The sequence below is a fragment of the Methanosarcina sp. KYL-1 genome, from assembly GCF_024372725.1.
Classification (GTDB): domain Archaea; phylum Halobacteriota; class Methanosarcinia; order Methanosarcinales; family Methanosarcinaceae; genus Methanosarcina.
This window is the reverse complement of the sequence record NZ_VOUA01000002.1, coordinates 48883-74900: the sequence shown is the minus strand read 5'-3', so window position 1 is coordinate 74900 and position 26018 is coordinate 48883. Positions and strand designations below refer to the sequence as shown.

Below are 26018 nucleotides of genomic sequence, written 5' to 3'. Positions count from 1 at the left end.
TATAAGAAGCATGATTCACATAAAGGCATAGCATTCAAAAGGTATAAAATTCAAGCTGCAGTGACCCGGCAATGGCAATCAGCCTGCTGGGATGCGGCAACAGGCTTAAGCTAATTTGAGCCGAACTAATTTACCAGATTAACTGACCCGAACTAATTTGCCAGATTAACTGCACCCTGCTTTCTATTTTACACTATTACACCAAACCAATTTAACAGCTTCAGTGGAATAAAAATGAATGACCAGATGACCCCTGCAATGCGCCAGTACTACGAAGCCAAGGAGACATACCCCGATGCCCTCATCTTCTTCAGGATGGGTGACTTCTACGAGTCCTTCGGGGAAGACGCAAAAACCATTGCAAAGGAACTTGAAATCACCCTGACCGCACGGGGAAAGGACAGGGCGGGGGAGAGGATGCCGCTTGCAGGAATCCCCTATCATGCTATTGACACCTACCTGCCCAGGCTTATCAACAAAGGGTATAAAGTGGCCATCTGCGAACAACTGGAAGACCCGAAGCAGGCAAAAGGCGTCGTAAAAAGGGGCGTTGTCCGGGTGGTGACCCCGGGGACAGCCATCGACTCTTCCATGTTTTCGGACGCCTCGAACAACTACCTGATGGCCGTGGCCGGAAGGGAAGCCGGGAAAGCAGGAAAAACCGGAAAGGGAGAAGAAAAGGAGAAAGAAAAGGAGAAGGAAAAGGAAATGGAATTCGGGGTCTCTTTCCTGGACATCTCCACAGGAGAGTTTCTTACCACGCAGTTCCGGGACTCGGACAGTTTTGAAAAGCTCCTGAGCGAAATTGCCCGCATGCACCCTGCTGAATGCATCCTCCCGCCTTCCCTTTACGGGAACTCCAGACTTTTGGCCCGGCTGAGGGAGCAGACCATCGTCCAGGAGTTTGCCCCCGGACTTTCCGAACTTGCGGAAGCCGGAGAAAAGCTAAAAACCCACTTCAAGGTCGCAACCCTGGAAGGAATGGGGTGTGAGGGCATGGAGCTTGCCGTGTATTCCGCCTGGGCTGCCCTGGAGTATGCAAAGACCACCCAGATGCGGGACCTTGCCCATATCAATACTCTTCGGACTTACTCGAACTCCGAGTTCATGATCCTTGATTCGGTAACCCTGCGGAACCTGGAAATCGCAAAGAACGTCCGGGACGACGGGGACGAAAACTCCCTTTTTCGCATCTTAAACAGCACAAGGACCCCGATGGGAAGCAGGACCCTGAAAAAGTGGCTCTTAAAACCCCTCCTCTCCGTAGAAAAGGCCAACCTCCGGCTGGACGCGGTGGAAGAACTGGCAGGAGACGCCCTGCTCCGCTACGACCTCCGGGACTGGCTATCCGACGTAAGGGACATCGAACGCCTGGTCGGCAGGGTCGTGTACGGGAATTCCAACGCAAGGGACCTGGTCGCCCTTAAAAAGTCCCTGGCTGCTGTCCCCCCTATCCGGGACTGCCTGCGGGAAAAGGCAGGAGCCGGGCTCCTGGAAGAGTGCGCAGAGGAACTTGCTGCTTTTTCCGAACTTGAGACCCTGGTGGACCTGATAGAAAACGCAATTGGAGAAGAGCCCCCGGTTTCAGTCAGGGAAGGGGGGATGATAAAGCAGGGGTACAGTGCAGAACTGGACGAACTGCGGGACATTGCAAGCAACAGCAAGCAGTGGATTGCCGCATTCCAGCAAAAAGAGAGGGACAGGAGCGGAATCAAGTCCCTGAAAGTGGGGTACAACAGGGTCTTTGGTTACTACATAGAAGTTACCAACGCTAACAACGCCCAGGTACCCGATGACTACATCAGGAAACAGACCATGGCCAACGCCGAGCGTTTCTTTACGCCGGAACTCAAGGAAAAGGAAAGCCTGATCCTGACAGCCAATGAAAAAGCCGTGGCCCTGGAATACGAAATTTTCACGGAAATCACCCGGACCCTGGCAGCCTGTTCAAAAGAGCTCCAGAAAACCGCAGAAAGGATCGGGACCCTGGACGTGCTCGCAAACCTGGCGGAGGCTGCCGAAAACAACAACTACGTCCGCCCCCAGCTAACCGAAGACTGCAAAATCCTGATAAGGGACGGGAGGCACCCGGTGGTCGAAAACACCGTGCCCGGGGGTTTTGTCCCGAACGATACTGAAATGGACTGCAAGGAAAAGCAGTTTTTGCTGGTAACGGGCCCCAACATGGCAGGAAAGTCCACCTACATGCGCCAGACAGCCCTGATTGCGATCATGGCCCAGGCCGGCTCCTTTGTCCCGGCGTCCCATGCCTCGATAGGGGTCGTGGACCAGGTCTTTACGAGGATAGGAGCTTTTGACGACCTGGCATCCGGGCAGAGCACTTTCATGGTGGAGATGGTGGAGCTTGCAAACATCCTTAACAACGCAAGCCCCAAAAGCCTGGTCCTCCTGGACGAAATCGGGAGAGGGACAAGCACCTACGACGGGTACAGCATTGCAAAAGCCGTGGTTGAGTACCTGCACAACCGGGGAAAGGTCGGGGTAAGGGCCCTTTTTGCCACGCACTACCACCAGTTGACAGCCCTTGAGGAAAAGTTAAAGCGGGTCAAAAACTACCACATCGCAGTGAAAGAAGAAGGCCACGAACTGGTCTTCCTGAGAAAAATCGTGCCTGGGGCAACGGACCGGAGTTACGGGATCCATGTGGCAAGGCTTGCCGGGGTCCCGGAAAAGGTGATAGACAGGGCAAACGAGATCCTGAAGGAACTGGAACGGGAAAACCTGCTGGAAGAAGCCGAAGAAGGGGAAAACGGGAAAAGGAAAAAAGGCAAGGCAGCCACACGCTACACCCAGATGATGCTTTTTGACCCCGGCAGCGGAGGCGGAGGGTCCCAGGCGCAGGCAAACAGGCAAAGCCCCGTGGAAGTCGCCCTGAAGAGGCTGAACGTGGACGAGATGACACCCCTTGAAGCCCTGAACAAGCTTCACGAACTGAAAAAGATGCTGGGTTAAGCTTCAAGACCACGAATCGGGAAAAATGCTTGGATAAAGCTTCAAGATCATGAATCGGGAAAATGTTGGGTTAAGCTTCAAGACCACGAATCGGGAAAAAGAAGAAACTGGAAAAAAGGAGATAGAGGCATGGAAGGGCAGGGAAACAAAATCCGGATCCTTGATAAGGACACCATAAACAAGATCGCAGCCGGGGAGGTGATCGAACGCCCCTCGTCCGTTGTAAAGGAACTGGTGGACAACGCAATCGATGCGGGAGCCACGGAAATAAGGATCGAGGTCGAAAAAGGGGGAAAGCAGTCCATCCTGGTCAGGGACAACGGCTGCGGGATGAGCCGGGCAGATGCCCTCCTCGCATATGAAAAACACGCAACAAGCAAGCTTACGAAAATCGAAGACCTGGACACCATGACCACCATGGGGTTCCGGGGAGAAGCCCTGGCATCCATCACCGCCATTGCAAAGGTGGAAATCCTGACCCGGCCCCCGGAAGAACTTGCAGGCACCAGGATAGTCATCCATGGGGGTAAGGTGCAGGAAAGCTCGGATGCCGGGACAGCCCCGGGGACCTCAGTGCATGTAAAAGACCTCTTCTTCAACACCCCTGCCCGGCGCAAGTACCTGAAAAGCGACCGCACCGAACTTGCCCATATCACGGACCTCGTCACCAGGCTCGCCCTGGCAAACCCGGGGATCTCCTTTGCCCTGCTCAGCGAAGGAAAGCCGGTCCTCCGGAACTCCGGTTCGGATGACCTCTTCAACAGTGTCGTAAACCTGCTCGGCCCCGAAACTGCCAGGTCCATGCTCCCCCTGGAATTCCGGGAGGAAGACTTTGAGCTCCGGGGCTACGTCTCAAAGCCCGAACTAACCCGGGGGGGGAGCGACCAGCTTTTCCTTTTCGTAAACACCCGTCCCGTAACCTCAAAAGCCGTCAACGCTGCCGTCCGCCTGGGATACTACACGAAAATCCCAAAAGACCGTTATCCTGTGGCCGTGCTCTCCCTCACCCTCGACCCGCAGGAGGTAGACGTAAATGTGCACCCCAGAAAAGCCGAGGTCCGCTTCAGCCGGGAAAAGGAACTGGGAGATGCCGTCACCCGGGCCGTGGAAAAATCCCTATCGGAACACGGGCTTGCCCCCGAGATCAGGGAAAAAGAGGGCAGGACCTTCCAGAAAACCTTTGAAGCCCCGGCTGCCGCAGAAAAGCCACAAATTCCGGGAGCTAAAGAAGAGCCCGAAAAGCAGGCAGAAGAGAAAAGGGTAGAAGAGAAAAGGGTAGAAGAGAAAAGGGTAGAAGAGAAAAGGGTAGAAGAGAAAAGGGTAGAAGAGAAAAAGGCAGAAAAAAAGGGCGTGGAGTTTCCGGAGAAAGCAGGGATTTCGGACAGCGGGAGCAAACTCTTCAGGGAAAAACCCGAAACTTACAGCCGTGAGACCTACAGCTACCCCGTAAAAGACACCGAAAGGAGGCTGAAAAGGTCGGAGCGCCTCCTGGATATGGGGGGGGAAAGCAAAGCCCCTGAAGCCCGGAAGGAAAACGGGCAGGGGGAAGAAAAGAAAAATGAAAAGGAAGGGGCAGAAGGGGCAGGGAAAAAAGAAGCTGGAGATGCAGGAGCAGGGGATGTAGAAGTAGGAAATGAAAGAGTCGGAAATGAAAGAGTCGGAAATGAAAGAGTCGGAAATAGAGGAGCCGGTGATACGGAAACCGGGGAGACTCAAAAGAAAAAGCCCGTGAAAAAGGCAAACACCGACCCCCTCGAAGGCCTGCGGATCATAGGACAGGTCTCGAAAATGTACATTCTTGCCGAAAAGGGAGAAGACCTTGTGATTATCGACCAGCACGCAGCCCACGAACGCATCCTTTATGAGCAGGTCCTGAGGCTGAAAAAGTCCAGGGTGCAGGAGCTCATTACCCCGGTCACGATAGACCTTACCCCCAAAGAAAAGGTTCTCATGGAAGAATACATCCCCTACCTGGAGGAATACGGTTTCGGGATCTCGGAGTTCGGGGACAACACCTACGTGGTCACCTTTGTTCCGGAAGTATTCGGGCGGCTGGAAGACCCGGACATTATCCATGACGTCATATCCGACCTCCTCGCAGGAGGCAAGGTCAAAAAGGACACGGGGGTTTCGGAAAGGGTCTGCAAGACCATGGCCTGCAGGGCGGCAATCAAAGGAGGGGCAGCCTGCAACATAAGGCAGATGGAAGAACTTATCGAGCAGTTGAAACAGGCAGAAAACCCTTACTCCTGCCCCCACGGGAGGCCAACGGTCATTTCCTTTACGAAAGGGGAGCTGGACCGTATGTTTGCAAGGATCCAGTAAAGTCCGCCGAGGAGGGAGAAACTGGAGATTTTCCCTTCCCGAATTTTTCCCTCCCAAACTCAGAAAAACAGAAAGTTTTTTACCAGGACTTTCTGGAGATTCGGCCAGAAACCACTGCCATCCGGGCAAGACATAGGAAATATATAGACAATTGGTCCCTAAGCATGTCAATAGATTTCCCTGTAGGAAACAGGAGCCCTGCATCCTAAACATTTATATAATATAACTGAAATGTATTAGCGGGTGTCAGGCAGAGTACTGGCATCTGGATAGGCATCATTCCATAAGGCTATTTTTCACACACCAACCCCCCAACATAGGATGGTTCCCCCACCATTCTCTAACCCCAACCCCCCAAAAACAACCCCAACTTCCAGAAAAACGAATGAAACCCCCCAAAACCTCTGGGATGATGCCAACACTTTTCTACTACTCTTCTCAACTCTACTCTTCTCAACTCTACTCTTCTCAACCCTACTGCTCTTCTACCACTTGTTGACGTATTCAGTTAGAGCTTTCACATGCAATTTTCGAATTATGACTTATCGTCATCTTTTCGGACCCGCTATGCTGCAACTGAACACAGCATTTTCGATTTCCACGTCAATACATTTATAATAAAAAACCTCCGAGTATTCTTCCATGATAGATCCCGTTAACAATTTCGAAATCCCGGAGGAATGGATTGCCCGCGCCGGGCTTTCCAGGGAAGAACTTGAAACGAAAGTGGCTTCCGGGATGATTGTGGTCCTGAGCGACGGCTCAGTCCTGAAGCGAGGGTACACCACCGGGACCACAGCCAGTGCCGCAGCAAAGGCCGCGGTCCTCGCGCTCAATAAGAAAATTGACCGCGTATCCGTCCCGACTCCTGTGGGGCTCAGGGCCTACCTGGAAGTCAGCGAGGCCTCCGAAGGGCGTGCAGTCGTGAAAAAGGTCCAGAACGACCATGAATCCGACATCACCCGGGGACTCGAGTTTGTGGGCGAAGCCCGGGAAGCAGACGGGGTCCGCATCCTCGGAGGCAAAGGGATAGGTGTGGTAAGAAGGGACGGGCTTCAGGTCCCAAGAGGCCAGCCTGCCATCAACCCCAAACCCATGGAGCAGATCAAAGCCGCGGTGCAGGAAGCCGTAGAAGAACTGGGCCTGCGGGGAGCCGAGGTTACAATCTCCATTCCCGAAGGTGAAAGGATCGGAAAAGAGACCTTAAACAGCAGGATCGGGGTCGAAGGCGGGATTTCCGTTCTCGGGAGCACTGGCTTTGTTGAGCCCTGGAACGACCACCTGGGCGAGATGAAAGGGGACCTGATCCGCTGCACCGACAAAGTGGTCCTGACCACAGGGCGCATAGGGATGCGCTATTCCCACATGCTTTTCCCGGACTACACCGTGGTAATGGTCGGCAGCAGGATCTCGGAAGGGCTTGAATCCGCCTCGGGGGACATCGTAATCTGCGGGCTTCCCGGCCTTGTCCTGAAATGGGGCAACCCCGAAATGCTGGAAGGAAGCGGGTACGCAACGGTCGTGGAGATGCTTGAAAAAGCCCCTGAGCACGAGCGCCTTAAAGAAGCCTTCGAAATGGCGGTCGAAAAAGGGAATGGCGCAAGGATAGTGGTCATCGAAAGGGACGGATCAGTCCTTATGGACAGCAAAAATTAAAGGATGAAAAAGGTAAAGGACGAAAAAGGCAAAGGACGAAAGGGGAAGAAAACCATGATAGTGGTAGGAGTCGGGGTCGGGCCCGGCATGCTCACGGAAGAAGGGATCGAGGCGATTCAAAATGCGTCGATCGTTTACGGCGCAAAGAGGGCTATTGAACTTGCACAGAAATACATCACCTGCAAGACAAGCACGATCAAGGACTACAAGTCCCTCCACCTCCTGCCCGCAGACGCCGTCATCCTCTCCACGGGAGACCCCATGTTCTCCGGGCTCGGGAAATTTGCCGGGGAAAAGGATACCGTGATCCCGGGGATCTCATCAATGCAGGTAGCCTGTGCCCGCACGAGAGTGAACCTGACAAACCTCACGGCGATCACGGCCCATGGCCGGGACTTCGGGCCCGCAAAAGCCGAACTGATCCAGGAACTGAAGAACGGCAGGAACATCTTCCTCCTCCCGGACGAAAAGTTCGGTTCCCGCGAAGTTGCAGAAGTCCTGAAGGAACTGGGCCTTGAGGCAGAACTCTACACCTGCGAAAACCTGGGCTACCCCGAAGAAAGGATCGCAAAAGGAACCCCGGAAAACCCCCCAATTGCAGAAACAATCCTTTATGGGCTCCTTGTTGTGCAAAAAAGGTAAAATGAGTGGAAAATTAAAGTTAAAAAGGGATTTCAGTGCACTATGAACTTCAGTGCACTATGAACTTCAGTGCACTATGAACTTCAGTGCACTATGAACTTCAGTGCACTATGAACTTCAGTGCACTATGAACTTCAGTGCACTATGAACTTCAGTGCACTATGAATTTCAGTGCACTATGAACTTCAGTGCACTATGAACTTCAGTGCACTATGAATTTCAGTATATCATAAAGTACATTACCATGTAAAAGAGCAAATCCCCGAAAACTACTGCTGCAACAAAGCCTGCAGTAATTGAAAGCATGAACGGAAGGCCTGGAGTTACCCAGACTTCCTTTCCTATCAACCCTTTTTTTGCGTATTCTTCAAGTTCGGGCTTCAGGTTTGCATTGAAGTCAAGCCCTGTCCGGGCAAAGCTCCTCTTTATTGTTCCCTCCTCGGTTAGCTCGAATTTCTCCATCAGGCCCAGATGTTCCTTATATTTCAGGGAAGATACCTCGGTCCTGTACCCTATGAACATGTAAAGGGGTTTTTTGAGCATCTCAGGAGAGAAATGCAGGAGATTGTAGCAGAACATCCCGAGCGGGACCAGGACGGTAAGGAGAAGGGCATTTCCAAAAACCGTGAACGTGAAAAGCCCTATTGGAGGAAGCCCGAGCAGGGGATAGAACTCTTCTCCCAGGCGGAAAACCGGATAGAGGGGAAAGATGAGGGAAAGCACGATCAGCCCTTTTGCATCCCCTCCTCCGAAAGCCCCAAGCTGGAAGAGGATATAGACTGAGACAAAAACGACCACCCCCGAAAAGAGGAGGGCCTTGAGATAGGGAAGCCCACCGGTAAAAAGCTCGTAGAGTATAAAGACAGAGCCAGAGGCAAGCATGTACTTCCAGACCCTGTTTGAAACCCTGCGGGCCTTGAGGTCGGAGTAGCAGGAGTAAAGCAAAAAGGGCATTGCAAAGAGGATTTTCAGGATTTCGATCATGTAAACCAGTTTTAAATTATTTTTATGATCTTTTACATTATTACTTCTTTACTTTATCGGCTGAGAAACGAATTTCCCCTTTAACCGGAAAAACCAGAAAAGCCATAGAAACCAGAAAACCGGAAAAACTTATCAAGAAAAGCAGAGATGAAATGGCAGCATATCCGGCCCGGGAAACCCGAACTTGACCTGCAAGCGATAAGCTTATACGTAAGAAGTTATATTGTATGGTTGCTCAACCCTTAGGGGTTCCCTTATACACCATGGGCTCGTGGTCTAGACGGTTATGACGTCGCCTTCACACGGCGGAGGTCCTGAGTTCGAATCTCAGCGGGCCCACTTCTTATATCTTCTTTCTTTTCGGATATAGAGGTTTTATAGACTTCTTTTTCTAATGCTTCGATTCTTGCTTCAAGGGACACGACCTGATCTTTTTAAAACAGGAATTAATTTTCCAGTAGGCTCAGAAGGAAATATAACTCAGATAAAATATTCTTGATACTAAAACAAGAAGTATAATTACAATTCGAACTATTATTCCTCTGAATATAACCAGTATCCTTGAAAAATTTTTTCTGTAGCATTAGGATCTGATTTCTGGCTCTCTTTCAGAATCAGAATCTTTTTTAATTTTTCTAATCACCAGCCAGGCAATTAGGGCAATTATTCCAATTATGGGTGCTATAATAATCAATAGGAAGGCAGCAGTAGCCCCTGGAGAAACCACATCTGCACGAACGACTGATGGTAAAATGGATACGCTTAGGCACAATGATATTATGATAAGATTTGCTTTTTTCATATTTTTACCTTCAACTTTCGTTTATTTTTTAGGCATTTATTTTTCTGCCATATAAAGATAGTGCATAATACAGGACTATTGCTGAACTGATGATTATCGCGAATACTGAAGGACTTTGTGACAGGAAACTGCCTGCGCCTGCGTATGTTGGGAGAACTCCGATTATTAATGCCAGTGTCGTCAAGCCAAATGAGAAGCCTGGTCTTCCTGGAAGTGTATTTGAGATTGCTACCAGAGTAATCGGCATTGTAAAATTGAAGAGGAAAATTCCGAGTATTGCTGCCTCCGGTATTGGTGCTCCAAATGCGAGTAGTGGAGCAGATATTAAAAGAGATATGACTCCTACCTTTTGCCAGCCGTATTTATCTCCTACAATTCCACCGAAAGCTTTTCCCAGGACTATACCTGAGGTTAGTGTTACTAATAGAAAGATGTCGGATTTCCAGGGCAAAACGACTACTGAGCCGATTACTGATCTTGCTACGATTGTCATTAGAAGCAAGAGTATGATTGATTCAAAATAATTTGTGTTTATTTTCTCGTCTGTGTTGTAATTTATTTCCGGATATTTCGTATAATACATGAGGGCACAGAGAATAGCGATTATTATCAGCAACGGCCAGGCTGTAAAGGATCCGCTTTTTCCGTAAAGCGTTCCTATTAAAAGTCCCAATGCTCCGGGAGCTACAAATATCCCTGGTGATGCTGCCTTATTTTTTGTCAGGTTAAGACTTATTGTCCCGCCGCCGACATGAAATAGGGCATTTCCGATGCCTGCAAGGATTATTGCATACAGGGGCGATAGAAAAGAGACAGGTATTGCTGATGCTGTTATAGTAGAACCGGAAATTGCTGAGAGTTTTGGACATCTATACTTATCTACCAGAAGGCCGACTAAAGTCTGGGAGCCGAAAGCAATAACATTATACATGACGACTAGCTGGATAAAGTATTCATCAGTTATTGATTTTGAAGATAATAATGAAAATGCCACTGCAGCACAACTTGCATCAATTGCTGCGTGAGATAACCCGTAAACTGTGAGATTTTTTGTAAAATCAGAGGGCATAAGCTATTTTGCTTGATTTTGATATATATGCCTATGGCAGGCCGAATAAAATTATTCCTGTTAAAAAAGAAGCGAGGTTCATTATTATTGAAAGGAATAAATAGGATTGTTTTTCCTGACCTGGAAGAGCGTATTCCAGTATTTTCCACTCAATGCAAACAATCAAGACCTCAAGAATGATTACCAGTGAAATATTGGGCTTTATGATATTGAAAATATTGTTTGCCATTACAATGTAATTTGCAATTGGATTTGTTATTACGTTGACTAAAGAGACTACTAAGAATGTGTTTTTATTTCTGTACCCGAGAAGAAAAGTAACAGTCTCTTCTATTAATATTGTTAAAATCAATGCAGTTAAGAGGCTAATAATTACCATTTAATCACATATTTTGATTTCTAACCCTTGGCATTTATATACTATATTGTTTTCAAAGAATTTTATTCGAGCATTGAAGTAATCTCTTTTAGTAAATCTTCACCAGAAGCCTCTAAAACAATGGTTTATTCCAGTACAATGTCATAGATATTTAAAAGGGAGATAACTTCAGGGATAGAAAATATTGTCTTTTTTAGAAAATTGTTATTTGGGTTTATATCATAATTTTTTGCATTCTTGAATGATGTAAAGCTAAGGTTCGAATTTTGAAAGAGACTGTTCTTAAGATCGGAATTTTCAAAATTCGCATTTTTGAGATTAGTATTCACAAAATCACAGTCATAGATCTGGCAATTGGTAAAATCCGTATTTTCTAAATTCTTGTTAGAAAATACTGACAGGGAAAGAAAAGAATCTTCAAATCCAAAAGCGAGTATAAAGTCATTACATTTTGAAAAATCCAATCCCAGGATTTTGCAGCTCTTGAATCTTATATCCTGAAATTTTGTGTTATCCAGATCGACATTTGATAAGTTGCAGTTTTCAAAATCACAATCAATAAACCTTGAATTTTTGAAAGATACGTCTGTAAGATCAATATCTTTAAAGGTTTCGGCTTCAAACTCTTCGTCCTGGTATTCCATTCCTGGTATTCCATTATTTAGAGATAGTGTTGCTGTATTATATGATTTCTTCTCACATGGAGGAAATGAAAACGTGATTCAAGGGATCTGGAAAGCAAAAAAATCAGCGACGAAATAGGCCAGAGTCATGATCAGTAACCCTAACCCTGTGACTATTGCATCTTTGCGTTGTGATATTCCTCAGGTTTCATTCCTTGCCATATTCACCAATTCCAAAAGTACCGGTACCCAGATAAGTCTTCGATTCGGCATACCTGAATGCTTCCAGTTCTTCTTTTTCGAATCTGGCACGCTCTTCAAGAGCTTCTATACCTGGCCATTCCTCGACCCCGATAAAATCCCACTCTTCATTAGACCAGCGGCAGTCAATCGTCATCAGGAGTTTCATGCCTAGCTCGTCCATTTGCTCGCGATCCTTACGCATGAACTCAGACTTTTCCTCTTCAGAGAGGTCATAAAATGCTTCCTTGATTTTGGCGAAATACACTCTGATGATAGGTTTTTTCTCAGCCGTCTTATCACTCTCCCAACCTAATTTAAGCAGCATGACTGTCCATATAATATATAGTATATAAATAAAATGTAGTATATAATTATACATACAAGTTTACAAACGTATTTTCGACATCATAAGAAACATTCGCACGGATGAGGTCCTGAGTTTGAATCTCAGCGGGCCCATATTGTATATCTAAGAGGGTGTCTTAAAATTAAATTTGATTCTACAATTGGGGTAGGAGTCACGGATTCTTTCTACTCACGTACTTGCTTTCACCTCTTTGAAGCATCTGGCTGCCTTCAGACCCGGATAAATGTCACGTAGACAAATCCGGCGGTCATCAGCAGGAAAAACAGCAACCCTCCCAGGCTCAACAACTTAAGAAAAGGCCCTGGACGTTCTTCGACCGGCACGTTGCTGCCGTTCATCACCCGGTAGTTGATGTAGGCAAGAATCGGAGAGGTGACAAAGCTGATAATGGCGGCAAAGCTCAACAGTTGCAGCAGGTTCTGGACGAAGTACAGCACGATTACGCAGGCTGCAACCACCGACAACACAATACTGAGCTGGAAGATCTGCTTGAAGCGCCTGGCAAAGCTGTCGCTGAGCAACGTACAGCTCGCTGCCAGCGAGCGCGGATAACCATCGATGCAGGTCATGGTGGTGCTGAACATGGTGGAAAAGGCAGCAGTCAAAATAAGGGGCTTTGACCATTCACCAATGTTGGCCGAGTACAGACTGACCAGCTGCTGGCTAAAGCCGGTGCCTCCGGTGACAAGCTCCTGGCCTGAACCGTACATAATCAGTTTGCCGAGCGCTACAAAAGCCACGGCCATGACCACAGCCATGACATATCCCAGATAAAAGTCAATGGAAGATTCCCGGGGCGTAGCGAAGTGACCGGTTTCTTCTTCACGGCTGAACATCCACAGGCTTGACCAGGCGGACAGGTCCACCGGCGCCGGCATCCAGCCGAGCAGCATCACCAAAAACGGGAAAGCCTGCCACGTCCAGGCGCTGGGACCGGTAAAATCGGGAGATGCAACCGGACCGTGAGCAAACGCCAGGCCCAGAGCTACCAGAGTACTCAGGCTTAGCACGGCAACCACTATTTTAGAGATTTTATCCAGCAGTCTGTAATGTCCCAGCAGAATAACCGCAGCACAAATCACTAGAATGCCAACCGTGAAAACGGGAACCTGACCCCCATCAAACCCATATCCTGCAAAGAGTACACCGCTTAGCATGGCCACCCCGGCTGTATTGATGATTCCGGTCAGGATATTGATGGCAAGAAAAATATATACATAGGCAACACCCTGCCGACGATACCCCGCCAGGAGACTTTCACCTGTTGCAGCCGTATAGCGCTGACCATATAGAAAAAACGGGAACTTCAATAAATTAGCCAGCAAAATCAACCCGATCAAGCTCCAGCCGTACTGCGCCCCTGCCCGGGTTGACCAGACAAGGTGCGAACCTCCAATAGCGGAACAGGCCACCAGAATTCCCGGCCCAATAGCTTTTAACAGATTGGAACGGCTGTCGGGATATTCGGTAGCTTCCCGCATGAGAGCCTCATTTTTCGGTTGCACTTCGTGAGTAAACGTGTTTTTGATCATGTTTGTATCTCTGAGCAGGATTCAGGTATCAATTTAACAAACTGCGTAACAGTTTCGAAAATATAAATAGCTTTTTATTTTAGAATGTGTATATTTCGGGCTGTTTTCCGGCTCACCCAGGCAATATATCCGGATTCCCCAGAATACGTAGAAAAGCAACAGGCAGGATACTGCCCTTTTTTAGAGTTTCACTTCAATGAGCTCAAAATTGCGTTCGCAATCTTGATGAATAATAAAAAGAGCTAATCCGACATGAGGAACTTTCACATGGCGGAGGCCCCAGGCACAAGGATCAGCGTGCCCATCTTATTTTTCTGGTTTTTCCAATATTTCTGAGTCTTATGATAGCTTTTTTCTAGCTTTTGAATCGTTTGTCTTCTCTGGTTTTTGCCAAATGCTATAATGAATCAATTTCAGGATTCCATTTCGGGTATTTTAGCACCTTTCAACAAAAGCCAGAACATGAATAACAATTCCCCTCAACCCACTAACAGGCTAATTGAAACATCGAAGTCGGGAAAAAGAAAAAGTGCAAAATAATCTATTAGATAGCTTAAACCTGCAACAATCAACAGGACGCCCAGAATTCCGGGAATGAAGCCCGACTTGAAAACTAAATAACCAAGGTAACTATTCAGCTACCATAAAATGAGCCGGTTGATTCCGATTTTGACTATTTGGAGTACTCAAATTAGGGGATCATACCAAAAGTGAAAACGGCATCAATTGACATCAGTAAATAAAATAAACTTAAGTATGTTGCACATAATAAATCACCTAAATTACGGCTCTTGATATTGATTAGTGGGTAGCTGAATAGATACGAAAAAAGATGAGACATATTTCATGCTGTTTGACAGCATAATAGGCTATGATGGTGCTGTAATTCGTGGGGGAAACAGCATTGAAGTCCGGATAATGAGAGGTCTGAGCTCTCTTGGACATCTCCTGTACGCGATCTTGGTATTATTGCCAATAGCCTACTTGCTATATATCCTATCCTCAATTATCTTTGAAAAAATAATGTAAATACGCGTTTCTATACAAAAAACTCTCGTCAGGCGGATTGTTGAGAGATCAACAAGGAATCTGAAAGGCATAAGAGGGATTATAAAAAATCCACAAAAAAGGATTTGACAAGAATTTAAAGGCAAATCACTTTCTCGCAATGTACCCAAAAATTCTTGCTCCCATGGTGAACCTATTCGAATTGTGGTGTTAATTCCAACTATTTGGAGAAGGATTAATACACCATTATTTTCTTTGACCCGTCCATCCGCCACTCCATGTTGCACCTTCTGAACCATATCTCCAGTTACCAGTGAACGAATTGCCGTCTGAACTTAACTTTAATTCTACATCTCCTGCATCACGTGGACCTGTATATGATGGGCTTTCAGACCATGTTCCAATAAAAACATCGCCATTTACGACACCTACCAGTTTTCCACTGTCATGAGTATATTCGCCTATAATTTGATCTCCGGATCTCTCGAATTTCATATCTCCCCAATTTGAGGTCCATTCGCCAACAAAGCTATAATCCGTTTCTTCTACTTCAAAACCACTTTGAGGAGCTATGAGTTCTTCTTCATTTGCAGAATCGGAATTAGTAGAAGTTACATTATTAGATAAAATTTCTAATGGTATTGATTCGGTAGGGCCATCAATTATCTCGAATTCAACAGACTCTGAAACTCCGGCACCCGTTATTTTTACTTCGTATTTACCAATGGGCCATCCGCTGTCTGGCTTTTCGAGGATGAATGCTCCTCTTCCGAAATCTTCTCCCGTCTCGGACTCAAATGTGTGTATTAGATAATCATCGTTCAGATAAGTCCATTCGATAGATAAGACATCATTGTTAAAATTATCATAAACAAACCATACATATAATTTGTCTGAGTCTTTTGAATATTTTAGTACTTTATCAACAGGAATAAAGTTGTTTATTGAAGAAGTCATCATAACTTCCAATAATCTTGGTTCGCCGTCCTGTGTCACATCTCCGTACTTCTCAGTTATTGCATTAACCATTTCAGCTTCTTCTTCTGTTGCACCAAAATTTCCTGGTTTATAAGAATCTGTAATGTCCACGCAACCAGAGAAAATAATGCTTACTATCAATAAAATGTATAACAGCGTTTTATATTTCATAGTATCACAGTATTATATAATATATTATGATATAAAAATTATTTTGATATATTGATTCCGCTTTCTACAGTGAATTTTCGTAGATCAAATCTTCTCTCTTGCTATCGATTTTAGAAAAAGACGTCGCTAGCCACTTATTTATATTACAAGAGATGAGGATATCTGTGCAAAGATTGCCTATACACACTAATGTTGTATTTTTTTCAACATGTGATCATATGAATCCAGATTCTCTATTTTTTAAGTTCGGGAACATATGAAGTAGGGAAAAACAGATGAAATGTTTGTTTTGTGCCTTTAGACAAAGAAGAAGTGGGATAATGGACATTTTTGATTTTAAATTCAGACTGTAAATTTATTACATTGCACTCACTCGTTCAATGTATGAAACCAAATACATTAGACATCATGGATAAAATTTCCACTTTAGGCATTTAACGGTTTAATGCTAACGTTTTCAGTTCAAAACAGGAATTAATTTTCCAGTAGACTCAGAAGGAAATATAACTCAGATAAAATATTGGTCGTGTCCTTGAGTAGTTGATCAATTCTGAAAAAACGAGTACAGCTCCTGCATTTGAGGCAAATGCAGATAGATTCTTGTGCTCACCATTTTCAGTAACTAGCGGACACGACCGATTTCTTCTCACATGGAGGAAATGAGGCCGTGATTCCAGGACTCTTGAAAGCAAAAAAATCAGCGACGAAATAGGCCAGAGTCATGATCAGTAACCCTAACCCTGTGACTATTGCATCTTTGCGTTGTGATATTCCTCAGGTTTCATTCTTTTCCATATTCGCCAATTCCAAAAGTACCGGTACCCAGATAAGTCTTCGATTCAGCATACCTGAATGCTTCCAGTTCTTCTTTTTCGAATCTGGCACGCTTTTCAAGAGCTTCTATGCCTGGCCATTCCTCGACCCCGATAAAATCCCACTCTTCATTAGACCAGCGGCAGTCAATCATCATCAGGAGTTTCATGCCTAGCTCGTCCATTTGCTTGCGGTCCTTAAGCATGAACTCTTTTTTCTCCTCTTCAGAGAGGTCATAAAATGCTTCCTTGATTTTGGCGAAATACACTCTGATGATAGGTTTTTTCTCAGCCATCTTATAACTTCCTCCACTAACTTAAGCAGCATAACTGCACATATAAAAATTGTACATAATTATATATAAGAATATGAACCTCTTTTCAAAATCATAAGACACATTCACAAGGCTGAGGCAGGAGTTCGAATCTCGGCGGGTCCACTTTTTTCATCTTTTTTTGCGATTTTGGGAGTCTTTATAAAATTTTCTGTTTTAAGGGCAGGCCAAGTTTTCCTGTAATATCGATTTTAAAAAATGAGAAAAGATAATATAATAAATTATAAATAATTAATTATATTACAATACTAGTGAAAGCTATCTACAATGTACCAGATTCTAATCACGGGGACTTAACCGAAAAATATGACCGAAGAGTACCACAGCCATGATGCTGCGCCTCCGGGCCTGCCGGCAAAACCCCACGAAGGTTTTGAGAACCTCGTAGACGAACTGCCCCTTGGTATACTTTCATGTGACAGGGAAGGGAACATTACCGCACTAAATGATTTTCTTTTGAACCTGCTGGGGTCCCCTTCCGCTGAATTAACAAAACAAATTAATATACTGACTTTTCCACCCCTGGTTGAATGCGGCGTATCTGCTACTGTTGAAGAGACACTTACAACCGGCAGGAATTCTTTGATAGAAGCGCCTTATCGATCGGCCTGGGACAGAGAACTTTTTCTGAGTTTTAAGACCTTTCCCCGGAAGGACGAGAATGGATTCGTTTACGGATGCCACGCTATTATTGAAGACCTTACTACTAAAAAAAGAGAAAAGGCTGAACTTGAACAAAGTAAACGCAGGGACACACTGATATCACGGATATCGGATCGTTTTATAAATAGTAACTTCAAAGACATTGATGAGGACATCAATAAGACCCTGAAAGATCTGGCCGATTTCATAGGTGCAGGTCGTGCAGTCCTGTTCAGTACTGCCGAAAACACAGACTGCGTCATCAAAACACATGAATGGCACGCAGATAGTGTAATCTCTAAAATACCACTCTATGAAAAATGGGATGCGAAAGAGCTCGTATCGGGACAAATCAGGAATTTGAAGGTTGTTGACATTCCTGATGTTGATAAGATCCCGGCAGAAAAAGAGTGTCTGAAAAAGATGCTGCAGGATCTGGGAATCAGGTCCGTTGCGGTGATACTCCTTTCACGTCATGGCATTTTCAAAGGCTTCATCGGAGTCGACTCAAAAAGTAAAATACATAACTGGAACGAGAAAGAACTCTATGTCCTGAAGATTGCCGGGAGCATGATAGCCAACATCCTGGTACGAAAAAATAAGGAAGCTATGCTCCTTAAAAAGGAAAAGGAATATGAAGAAGTTGTTAATTCTCTGGATGCAATAATCTGGAAAGCTACTTTTGACAAAGAAGGAAATGTGCTGAACACCTACATTTCCAAACCTGTGGATAAAGTACTGGGACTCCCGGAAGGCACCATAGGAAAGGACTGGGATAATTTTTTTGTCCACATCCACCCGGAAGACGTGGAGAAAGTGAGAGAGGGATTTGAACAGGCTTTTAAGCAACCCGATACTCCCATCAGCATAGATTACAGATTGGTCTCCGATGATGGCAAACCAGTCTGGATAAATACCATCGGATCTTCCCGCTACCTGCCCGATGGAACCTTTCTCGGATACGGGACTTCGGTTAACGTCACCGAGAGAAAAATGGCTGAGGAAGATGTCATTCGAAATGAAAAACGATACAGGTACCTTATAGAACAATTAAATGATGCTGTTTTTATAAACAATCTCGACGGGCAGATACTGGAAGTGAACGACAGTGCCTCTAAAATGCTCGGATATTCAAAGGAAGAATTACAGAAAATGAATGTTTACGACCTGTTGATCCCGGAGGATCGAAAGAACGGGCATAAGGCAATGAGAAGATTGGGAATCGAGGGATCTTTACGGGGGGATACCAAGTATCTCACTGCAAATGGGGACATCATAGATGTGGAGATAAGTGCCAGACTCCTTGAAGGGTATCATGACATAGCCCAGGCAGTTGTCAGAGATATTACACGTCGTAAACAGACAGAAAACAAACTGCGTGAAAGTGAGGCTCTCCTGAGTGAAGTCGGTAGGATCGCAAAAATTGGCGGATGGGAGCTTGATGTAGTGTCCGGAGTGGCTACCTGGACACCTGAAGTTGCAAGAATCCGTGGAAAAGATAAGTCTTCTAATCCTGAGGACCAATTGAAAATTTATCCCCCAGGCTCAAAAGAGATCTTTGAAAAAGCAGTTTATGATGCTATAGAAAAAGGTGAATCATACGATCTCGAACTGGAACTTATCTCAGCAAACGGAGAACATAAATGGGTCAGGACAATTGGCCGCCCGGCAATAAAAGATGGAAAAGTCATAAAATTAATCGGTACACTGCAGGACATAACAGAGCGTAAAGAAGCCCAGGAAGAACTGAAACGCAATGAAGAAAGGTACAGGGCACTTTTCGAACAGTCAAATGACGCAATATTCCTGAATCGGGTTAAAGGCCAGATAGTGGACGTAAATGAAAAAGCATGTGAGATGTTCGGCTATACAAGGGAAGAACTGCAGGCCATGAATGTGGTAGATCTCCTGGCTCCTGACTATAGAGATGCCGGTACTCGGGGGATGGAGGATTTCAGGAAAAAGAGGTTTATTCATGTCGATACAGTGTACAGTAAGGCAAATGGTGAAACCTTCGATGCAGAAGTCAACGCCAAGGTACTTGAGGGATACCAGGACCTTTCCCTTGCCGTAGTGAGAGATATCAGTGAGCAGAAGAGAGCAAAAGAAAAGATAGCAAGAAGCGAGATGAAGTACCGGAGCCTTTTTGAGAATTCGAATGACGGCATAATAATCCACGACTTAAACGGACGGATACTCGAAGCAAACAAAATGGCCTGTAAACTATTCGGTTATGGTGAAGATGCACTAAAGCAAAAATCAATAATTGAACTGATTTCCCCCGAAGACAGAGAAGAAATCATATCCGAAATGATGAAAATAAGGACAATACGTTCCAAACGTCAGGAAACCAGGATGATAAGATCGGACGGAACTCTCATCGTCGTGGATGTTAGCGCTTCACTGCTCGAGACACAAAATAACACTATCGTCCAGGCCGTGGGAAGGGACATAACTGACCGTATACGGGCAGAAGCAGCCATGCTAAATGCCAAGATAGAAGCAGAAACTGCCAGCCGTACAAAGAGCGAGTTCCTTACCAATATGAGCCATGAACTGAGGACTCCCCTTAACTCCATTATCGGTTTTTCGGACATCCTGATCGAGAGGGTTTTTGGGGAACTCAACGAAAAGCAGCTGAAGTACCTCAATAATATCTCTGCAAGCGGAAAACACCTTCTGGGACTTATAAACGATATTCTGGACATCTCAAAAGTAGAAGTCGGAAAAATGGAACTTCACTTCAGCGAGTTTTCCATCGGTCCGGTTTTCGAAGAGGTGAAGGCCACGCTTTCCCCCCTGGCCCAGGTTAAATCCCTTGAAATAGAATTTAAGGCCGGGCAAGACTTAGGAGATATTCAAGCCGACAGAAGCCGGCTTCTCCAGATCCTATACAATCTTGTAAGCAATGCAATCAAGTTTACCCCCGAAGGAGGAAGGGTCTCGGTCTACTGCAAAAGAAGCGGGAGAAAGGCTCTTTTTTCCGTAACGGATACGGGAATAGGCATTTCTTCAGAGGACCAGAAAAAACTCTTCCAGCCCTTTACCCAGATCGATTCCTCATGCGCCAGGCAGTACTGCGGGACAGGTCTCGGGCTTGCTCTCGTCAAGGAACTCGTGGAACTTCACGGCGGGACAATCCGGGTTGAAAGTGAAGTTGGAAAGGGGAGCAGGTTCACATTCGAATTACCAATTGATAATGAAGAAAACGTCAAGTTAGAGTTTTGAATTAAAAGTGCGATTTTTTGAATGCTGAAGATAATACGCCAGTGGAAATCCCAGTAACGTTGGCAGCCAGAAAGAGAACATGCGATAGCTCAGGATAACCACAACCACAATGACAACGGCATCCGTAGCATCACGCAGGAAAAACGAAAGTCCCGCTGCAAATAGAAGGATGAGAGTAATAGGGCTTTTGAACTGAGAAAGCAGGATTGAGAGCGCATCAGACCTTTTTTTGGGCTTTAGCAGATTTGCACCGTAGTATTTCAGGCGCTGCTGGGCTTGCTCATCCGTTAAACCCTGAGACGTTGTTTGAAGTTGCTGGAGCATCTGGAAAACAGGAATGCTCCAGAAAGGAACTTGTTCTTGATCTCCTGCGGATCTTTCCCTGGAAATCCCCCCTAACTGATAACATTTCCCGGAAATGCATACAATTTTGATTCGGTTGGCAAGATTTATTTTTTATTTTGTTCAATATATCGGGATTTAGCTTCCTGGATTATATTGACTGCTGCTTCGAGACCATCCCAGCCAATAACCTTCACGTGTTTATGCTCTAAATGCTTGTAAGTTTCAAAGAAATGAGTAATTTCTTTTAATAGATGAGGAGGGACCTGGTCGATTGTTTCTATATAATTCCATAAGGGGTCACCCTTTGGAACACAGAGTATCTTGTCATCTACTCCCTTATCATCTTCCATGGCAAATAATGCAATAGGATGTACATCTATTACACATCCCGGAAATGTGGGTTCCCACATTAAAACCAGGACATCCAGAGGGTCACCGTCAAGTGCCAGCGTGTCGGGAAAAAAACCATAATCACAGGGATACATCATTGAAGAAAAAAGCATCCTGTCGAATTTAATCACTTTTCTTTCTTTATCGTACTCATATTTGTTCCGGCTTCCTTTCGGAATTTCGATAATCACACTTTCAACCTGGCGTTCAGTCATATCAACACTTCCCATTTATTAACTAACTGCGTTGTAATGATTTCAACCATTACGTGTTCTGACAGCTATGATATTATATGTCTTTATATGTCATGATATTATAATATGATCTCGTAATATGAGCTCGTGTGCTTAATACTCTTGAAACCTGAAAGGAGAGATACAGGAAAAATAGAGTGGATGAAAGTCCCCGAGACTACTCCTCTTACTCCTCTTCATACTTTGTTTTTGATAGGAGAGGTATGAAACCCCATTGCCCAGAATAAAATAAGTATTAAAGATTCTGTTTTGCTGACATCGAAGCATCAACGTCAAAACTTCCGGATCGATTGTACTTGATTTTATACCCCAGATGCGTATATTCCTGTAATAGCGGAAAAAAGAATCAAACCGGGGTCAAAAGTATGGGAAAAATTATGCCGGTTCTGTTCATAGGTCATGGTTCCCCCATGAATGCCATAGAAGACAATGAGTTTACAGGAAGCTGGGGAAATATTTCCAAAAAGATTCCGAAACCGAAAGCAATTCTTGCCATATCCGCACACTATGAGAGAGAGGATACCAGCGTTACTTCAGGCGAGAAGCTTAAAACGATCCACGATTTTTATGGGTTCCCACAGGAATTGTATGACCAGAAATACGATTGCTCCGGTTCAAAGGAACTTGTTACAAAAGTAAAAGACCTGATTAAAGAGGTTAATTTTGACAGCAAATGGGGCATTGACCACGGAGTATGGTGTGTACTTTCCAGGATGTATCCTGATGCTGACATCCCGGTAGTCGAACTGAGCATAAATCGAAAACTTAACATGCAGCAGCACTACGACCTGGCAAGGAAACTCTACAAACTAAGAGAAGAGGGAATTCTTATCTTCTGCACCGGAAATGTCGTGCATAACCTCATGCTGGCAAGAATGTCCGAAACTCCTTACAAATGGGCAACCAGTTTTGATGAAAATGTGAAAAAGTACGTTACAGCCAGAGACGACCTGAAGCTGGTAAATTATGAATCACTCGGGGAAGACGCATTATTATCCGTCAATTCCGCCGAACATTATATCCCTTTAATCTACGCGCTTGGAGCAACAGATAAAAACGAAAGTGTCAGCTTTTTTTGCGAAAAGATAGTTTATTCATCGGTTTCCATGCGGTGTATATTGTTTGAGGGTAAAAAATGATAAAAAATACTGAAAAGAGGCGGAGACATTTAAAAAATAGGGATGTGTCTGCATAAGCAGACAATTGTTACAGGCAGAAAGCAATTTCAATTCCCGTTCCCGTTTCCGTTCCCATCCCCGTTAATCGTGAGCATAATCTCCTTGAAACTTGCCAGCGAAGCCTCCATATTCTCAATGATCTCGTTTGCAAGAATATCGGGGTCAGGAAGGTTGTCCAGGTCAGCGAGGCTTTTGTCCTTGAGCCAGAAGATATCCAGGTTTGTCTTATCCCTTGCTACAATCTCATCATAGCCGAACCTGCGGAACCTGCCTTCGGGAGATTCCTCACTACAGGTCTCTTTACGGCTGAAGCGGTTTTCCGGGTTGTAGCATTCGATGAAATCTTCCAGGTCCGAAAACTTCATCGTATTCTTCTTCAGTGTGTGGTGCACATTGGTGCGGTAGTCATAGATCCACACCTCTTTTGTCCAGGGCTCTTTGGCTGCGGGTTTTGCCTCAAAGAACAGCACGTTTGCCTTTACGCCGTTCGCATAAAAGATCCCTGTCGGCAGGCGCAGGATTGTGTGCAGGTCGGTGGTCTCAAGAAGCTTTTTGCGGACGGTCTCTCCTGCTCCACCTTCAAACAGGACGTTGTCCGGCAGTACCACTGCGGCCTGCCCGCCTGTTTTGAGGATAGTGTGGATATGCTGCACAAAGTTGAGCTGCTTGTTGCTCGTGGTTGTCCAGAAGTCCTGGCGGTTGTAAGTGAGGTCTTCTTTTTCCTGCTCGCCTTCCTCGTTGGTGAAGGTCATGCTGCTCTTCTTTCCGAAAGGCGGGTTTGTGAGGATGTAATCGTAACGGTATCCGGGGTCGGCTATGAGAGCATCGGAATTGGAGATCATGGGCTCCCCGTCGATTTCCCCGATGTTGTGCAGGAACATGTTCATCAGGGCAAGCCGGCGGGTCCCTGCGACGATCTCGTTTCCGCCAAAGGTTTTGTTTTTCAGGAAGCGGCTCTGCTCCCGGTCCAGCCGGTGGTGTGAGGTCAGGAAGTCATAAGCTGCTAAAAAGAACCCTCCCGTGCCGCAGCAGGGGTCGCCTATTGTCTTCATGGGTTCGGGCCGGAGGCACCGGACCATTGCTTTGATGAGCGGCCTGGGGGTGAAGTACTGTCCGGCTCCGCTTTTTGTATCTTCTGCATTCTTCTGCAGGAGCCCTTCGTAGATCTCTCCCTTGGTATCCACACCCATCATGACCCAGCTTTCCTTGTCGATCATATCAATGACCTTGTACAGCATGGCAGGGTCACTGATCTTGTTCTGCGCCTTGAGGAAGACCTGCCCCAGCATCCCCGGCTTTTTCCCGAGCTCTTCGAGAAGCTCTTTGTAGTGGGTATCGAGTTCCGCTCCACGCTGCTGTTTCAGTCTGTCCCAGGTATATTCTTCCGGGATGCCAATATCCCTGTTATATGGAGGCTTCCTGTACTCCTGAGCCATTTTCAGGAATATGAGGTAGGTCAACTGTTCCAGATAATCGCCATAGCTCACGCCCCCGTCCCTCAGGACGTTGCAGAAGCTCCAGACTTTGGAAACGATGGATGAGGTGTTTTCAGACATGGTTTGGATCCTTGGGTTTGGAATAATATTTTTGATTCGGACTGCTTGGTTTTTCAGGAATGGTTCTGTGCATGATTCCATCATCCAAAAGCGGTTTCAATATTTTGGAGCGGAAATACTCTCTATCTTTTAACTGTAAATATTGCATAATTTCGCTGGTTGATTTTGGTTCCTTGCAAAACTCAATTAGTAGTTCCTGCATGTCAGCCTGCTGGGTAGCCTGCTGGGTAGCCTGCTGGGTAGCCTGCTGGGTAGCCTGCTGGGTAACAGGAATGATGATCTTAAAAATATCCCCTTCAAGAAGTTGTGGGTCAGCTCCACCGGAATAAATCCTTGTGTAGTTGTAGAGATTCCTGACGCCTGAGCCTAACTCATCCGCTCTTCCGATCTCTTTAAAAAAGCGAGCAATTACCGGATTTTTAGGGTAGGGTGTGAAATTGGAAGGATTTATTCTGCCATGCCCGTGTGGACGATTCGCATTCTCTGCAACAACCTGATTATTTCCAATTATGAATTTTGCAGGAAAACCGTTTATGTACTCCCTGTGGATGAGTATATTTGCAACAACTTCTCTGAAAATATGATCTCTCAGGCTGATTCTCTGGTCCTTTTCCAGATAGAACGGGTCTGGCAGATGTTTTGCGACAAAAGCCATCAGCCTGTCATAGCTTTCGATCAGGTTGGTGCGGATGTCGTCCCTGTCGTCATAACGGTCAAGGTTTACTCTGCGAAGAATGGCATCAGTCTTGAAATGGGGCAGTACGCTCTGGATAACTTCGTCTTTGCCCAGCAAAAGAATAGCAGCAAGAGTGTAACCCTCTTTGCCGGTCTGGTAATCATGCTGATACAGACGGGCACTGCTTAGAAGCTCCTCATCAGTCATTGTTGCCCATGGATGATTGGGGTTTTCGGCACGGACCATTTTCCGCACTCTCTGAATAAGGTCACTCCTGAGGTCTTCAAGCTTTACATAGGGATAAATGCGGTTCTCTGAAAATGAGCTCTGTTTTCGAATATAGAGATGTGCCACAGCATCGGGATGGTTGGTAACATCCAGGTCCCCGTCTTCATTCCTATCAAATATCTTTCCTTTACAACGGTGAACCTGCGAACTTTCAGGAATATTGAGATAGAGAAGGATTTTTCCTTCAATCTTCACGGTCTCCGGCAATATGTACAACGGAGGATTGATTACCTGCGGGTTGTTCAAGGCAGTAACAAGGTCCTTTTTGATCTGTGGCAGAGCATCCGCATCAATTCCTGTGATATTCCCATTGTCATCAACTCCAAGAACAATATGTCCTCCATTGCGATTTAGAAAAGCACAGACCGTCTCGTACACATCACGGTTTATCTGAGTTTTGCACTCCTTAAATTCAACGGTAAGCCCTTCACCGTCCTGGATGATGCTCTTTAATTGCTCGGAGATCATGCATACTCACGTTCTAATTTCTTGTGTTCTCAGTTCTGATTTTTCTCAAGGAAACTTAGTTATTTATTTGGAAACTTCCGAATCCACATATCAA

21 protein-coding genes and 1 tRNA gene are annotated in these 26018 nt (G+C 45.7%); 8 read left to right on the top strand and 14 right to left on the bottom strand.

Annotated features, from left to right (window positions below; all coding sequences use genetic code 11):
• Nucleotides 1-234 precede the first annotated feature (234 nt).
• The 4 genes from mutS (at nt 235) to FTO70_RS02295 (ending at nt 7596) form a co-directional block, all read left to right on the top strand.
• Nucleotides 235-2973: a DNA mismatch repair protein MutS gene (gene mutS, locus FTO70_RS02310; RefSeq protein WP_255334091.1), complete on the top strand. Its 2739-nt coding sequence runs from the start codon at nt 235-237 to the stop codon at nt 2971-2973.
• Nucleotides 2974-3102: 129 nt separating this feature from the next.
• On the top strand, nt 3103-5298 hold the full coding sequence (gene mutL / locus FTO70_RS02305; protein ID WP_255334090.1) for a DNA mismatch repair endonuclease MutL: 2196 nt from the start codon (nt 3103-3105) through the stop codon (nt 5296-5298).
• A 642-nt stretch (nt 5299-5940) separates the two neighbouring features.
• On the top strand, nt 5941-6954 hold the full coding sequence (locus FTO70_RS02300) for a cobalt-precorrin-5B (C(1))-methyltransferase (protein ID WP_255334089.1): 1014 nt from the start codon (nt 5941-5943) through the stop codon (nt 6952-6954).
• Between the two features lie 54 nt (nt 6955-7008).
• Complete coding sequence (locus tag FTO70_RS02295; RefSeq protein ID WP_255334088.1) at nt 7009-7596, top strand: cobalt-precorrin-7 (C(5))-methyltransferase; 588 nt, start codon at nt 7009-7011, stop codon at nt 7594-7596.
• A 219-nt stretch (nt 7597-7815) separates the two neighbouring features.
• On the opposite strand, the gene FTO70_RS02290 is transcribed toward FTO70_RS02295, so the two are convergent.
• Nucleotides 7816-8580: an A24 family peptidase C-terminal domain-containing protein gene (locus FTO70_RS02290; RefSeq protein ID WP_255334087.1), complete on the bottom strand. Its 765-nt coding sequence runs from the start codon at nt 8578-8580 to the stop codon at nt 7816-7818.
• Nucleotides 8581-8845: 265 nt separating this feature from the next.
• On the opposite strand from FTO70_RS02290, the gene FTO70_RS02285 reads away from it, so the two are divergent.
• Nucleotides 8846-8919, top strand: a tRNA-Val gene (locus FTO70_RS02285).
• Nucleotides 8920-9163: 244 nt separating this feature from the next.
• On the opposite strand, the gene FTO70_RS02280 is transcribed toward FTO70_RS02285, so the two are convergent.
• From FTO70_RS02280 to FTO70_RS02250, 7 genes are all read right to left on the bottom strand, one after another.
• Complete coding sequence (locus FTO70_RS02280) at nt 9164-9382, bottom strand: DUF3149 domain-containing protein (protein ID WP_255334086.1); 219 nt, start codon at nt 9380-9382, stop codon at nt 9164-9166.
• Nucleotides 9383-9410: 28 nt separating this feature from the next.
• Nucleotides 9411-10451, bottom strand: a complete 1041-nt coding sequence (locus FTO70_RS02275; RefSeq protein ID WP_255334085.1) for a hypothetical protein — start codon at nt 10449-10451, stop codon at nt 9411-9413.
• Nucleotides 10452-10482: 31 nt separating this feature from the next.
• Nucleotides 10483-10830, bottom strand: a complete 348-nt coding sequence (locus tag FTO70_RS02270) for a hypothetical protein (protein ID WP_255334084.1) — start codon at nt 10828-10830, stop codon at nt 10483-10485.
• Nucleotides 10831-10955: 125 nt separating this feature from the next.
• A complete protein-coding gene (locus FTO70_RS02265; protein WP_255334083.1) occupies nt 10956-11474 on the bottom strand; it encodes a pentapeptide repeat-containing protein in 519 nt (172 codons plus the stop codon).
• 187 nt (nt 11475-11661) lie between these two features.
• Complete coding sequence (locus FTO70_RS02260; protein ID WP_255334082.1) at nt 11662-12021, bottom strand: hypothetical protein; 360 nt, start codon at nt 12019-12021, stop codon at nt 11662-11664.
• A gap of 251 nt (nt 12022-12272) precedes the next feature.
• Nucleotides 12273-13595, bottom strand: coding sequence for an NRAMP family divalent metal transporter (locus tag FTO70_RS02255; protein WP_255334081.1), 1323 nt, complete (start codon nt 13593-13595; stop codon nt 12273-12275).
• 479 nt (nt 13596-14074) lie between these two features.
• On the bottom strand, nt 14075-14233 hold the full coding sequence (locus FTO70_RS02250; protein ID WP_255334313.1) for a DUF4386 family protein: 159 nt from the start codon (nt 14231-14233) through the stop codon (nt 14075-14077).
• Between the two features lie 208 nt (nt 14234-14441).
• Between FTO70_RS02250 and FTO70_RS02245 the strand changes: the two genes are divergently transcribed.
• Nucleotides 14442-14624, top strand: coding sequence for a hypothetical protein (locus tag FTO70_RS02245; RefSeq protein ID WP_255334080.1), 183 nt, complete (start codon nt 14442-14444; stop codon nt 14622-14624).
• A gap of 225 nt (nt 14625-14849) precedes the next feature.
• Here the strand turns inward: FTO70_RS02245 and FTO70_RS02240 are convergent, their stop codons facing one another.
• Both FTO70_RS02240 and FTO70_RS02235 read right to left on the bottom strand, forming a co-directional pair.
• Entirely contained in the window at nt 14850-15692 is an 843-nt protein-coding gene (locus FTO70_RS02240; protein WP_255334079.1) for a hypothetical protein, read from the bottom strand.
• An 841-nt stretch (nt 15693-16533) separates the two neighbouring features.
• A complete protein-coding gene (locus FTO70_RS02235; protein ID WP_255334078.1) occupies nt 16534-16860 on the bottom strand; it encodes a hypothetical protein in 327 nt (108 codons plus the stop codon).
• A gap of 345 nt (nt 16861-17205) precedes the next feature.
• Between FTO70_RS02235 and FTO70_RS02230 the strand changes: the two genes are divergently transcribed.
• A complete protein-coding gene (locus FTO70_RS02230; protein ID WP_255334077.1) occupies nt 17206-20769 on the top strand; it encodes a PAS domain S-box protein in 3564 nt (1187 codons plus the stop codon).
• Here the strand turns inward: FTO70_RS02230 and FTO70_RS02225 are convergent.
• Both FTO70_RS02225 and FTO70_RS02220 read right to left on the bottom strand, forming a co-directional pair.
• Nucleotides 20758-21108: a cation-transporting P-type ATPase gene (locus FTO70_RS02225; protein ID WP_255334312.1), complete on the bottom strand. Its 351-nt coding sequence runs from the start codon at nt 21106-21108 to the stop codon at nt 20758-20760. The genes FTO70_RS02230 and FTO70_RS02225 overlap by 12 nt on opposite strands.
• 110 nt (nt 21109-21218) lie before the next feature.
• Nucleotides 21219-21719 carry an inorganic diphosphatase gene (locus FTO70_RS02220; protein WP_369694323.1) on the bottom strand — a complete coding sequence of 167 codons (501 nt, stop codon included), beginning with the start codon at nt 21717-21719 and terminating at the stop codon, nt 21219-21221.
• A 404-nt stretch (nt 21720-22123) separates the two neighbouring features.
• Here FTO70_RS02220 and ygiD point away from each other — a divergent pair, with 404 nt between their 5' ends.
• Nucleotides 22124-22897 (top strand): 4,5-DOPA dioxygenase extradiol, encoded by a 774-nt coding sequence (gene ygiD / locus FTO70_RS02215; protein ID WP_255334075.1) that lies wholly within the window; start codon nt 22124-22126, stop codon nt 22895-22897.
• An 86-nt stretch (nt 22898-22983) separates the two neighbouring features.
• Here ygiD and FTO70_RS02210 read toward each other — a convergent pair whose 3' ends face one another.
• Complete coding sequence (locus FTO70_RS02210) at nt 22984-24492, bottom strand: class I SAM-dependent DNA methyltransferase (protein WP_255334074.1); 1509 nt, start codon at nt 24490-24492, stop codon at nt 22984-22986.
• Nucleotides 24485-25924 (bottom strand): RNA-binding domain-containing protein, encoded by a 1440-nt coding sequence (locus FTO70_RS02205; RefSeq protein ID WP_255334073.1) that lies wholly within the window; start codon nt 25922-25924, stop codon nt 24485-24487. The genes FTO70_RS02210 and FTO70_RS02205 overlap by 8 nt, the downstream gene beginning before the upstream one ends.
• Between the last annotated feature and the right edge of the window lie 94 nt (nt 25925-26018).